At 36.2% G+C, this 1,061-nt stretch carries 2 protein-coding genes; both read right to left on the bottom strand.

The features are described 5' to 3' along the window. Positions 1 to 61: 61 nt before the first annotated feature. Positions 62 to 694 carry a hypothetical protein gene (locus C9E89_RS22775; RefSeq protein ID WP_107010322.1) on the bottom strand — a complete coding sequence of 211 codons (633 nt, stop codon included), beginning with the start codon at positions 692 to 694 and terminating at the stop codon, positions 62 to 64. Next, on the bottom strand, positions 691 to 960 hold the full coding sequence (locus tag C9E89_RS22780) for a hypothetical protein (protein ID WP_107010323.1): 270 nt from the start codon (positions 958 to 960) through the stop codon (positions 691 to 693). Before C9E89_RS22780 ends, C9E89_RS22775 begins: the two co-directional genes overlap by 4 nt. Between the last annotated feature and the right edge of the window lie 101 nt (positions 961 to 1,061).

The following is a 1,061-nucleotide window of genomic DNA, read 5'->3' on the forward strand; positions in this document are numbered from 1 at the left end:
AGTGGTTACTTCTTTTAAAGATTCACACATATTTAACCAGTTGCCAGTGTTCACGCATTTTTCACTCATGCCCTCGCTCCTGTGCTTCAATTATTGCTTTGTATTCCTCAAAATCACAATTTTCAGGATCAGTATCAGTAAGTAGCTCTTGAATTTGGCAAGCTGTACGCCACCATTCCATCACACGTGGATTTTCAGATTCAAAAGGGTAAACTTTGCTTTTCGGATCACGCTGAAAAACATTAGTTGATGATGCTAAAAGATCAACTAATTTTAAAGTTTGTTCAATGATTTCAAAGTCTGTGCGATATGAATCTAAACCACTTTCTTCAATAAAGCGCTTCTGTTTTTCATGATCAAGGGCAACAAATTTCTTAGCGGATTCTTCAAACTCAGAAGCCATGTAATTTAAATGATAAAGAACAGTGTCTTTTTCATCTTGATACTTAAAGCCAAGCTCAGGCACTTTGTTAAATAGGTAATTAGCTGAAAGTTTTGGCACCAAAACAAACCCCTCAGGCACGGCTTGGGTTTTGGCAGCTTGCCACGTTTCCCATAAAAGCTGAGTTGGTGGGAAATAGAATCTCTGATCTACCTCATCCCACTCAAATGGACTTAATGTAAATTCATGTAGATTAAATGAATCTAACTCTCCAACCTGAGTTATAAAGTTTTTTCTTTGAATATCTATCACTTTTCACCTCGCATCTTTTTAAGCTCTTTAATCACATTTGAGGTTGCATGATTTAATGCTTTCTCTGCATCAGAGGTGCTTAAATTATTTACATACAAGCCCATTGCTAGCCACATTGAACAGAAAGTGAATTCTTTTACTGATTCACGACCTTCTTTTTCTAAAACTGTGATTACTGGTGAGACAGCCTTTTTAAATACATCTTGAGCAATAACACTTGGTGTTGTGCTGATATTTATATCTTTGACTTTAATTAGTTTTTCCATCACACCACCTCGCTTTCTTTTTGTTTTTCACGTGCAAAAACTGCCACCGCATCATCTTCTGTGAAATGAATATCCATCAAGAAAAATCCATCTGAAGCAAT

Origin of the sequence: Acinetobacter sichuanensis (assembly GCF_003024515.2) — a bacterium.
GTDB classification, from domain to species: Bacteria; Pseudomonadota; Gammaproteobacteria; order Pseudomonadales; family Moraxellaceae; genus Acinetobacter; species Acinetobacter sichuanensis.

Bases quoted from the DNA above. Each gene is read 5' to 3' on its own strand.
- C9E89_RS22780 (WP_107010323.1), bottom strand. From the start codon at position 960: ATGGAAAAACTAATTAAAGTCAAAGATATAAATATCAGCACAACACCA.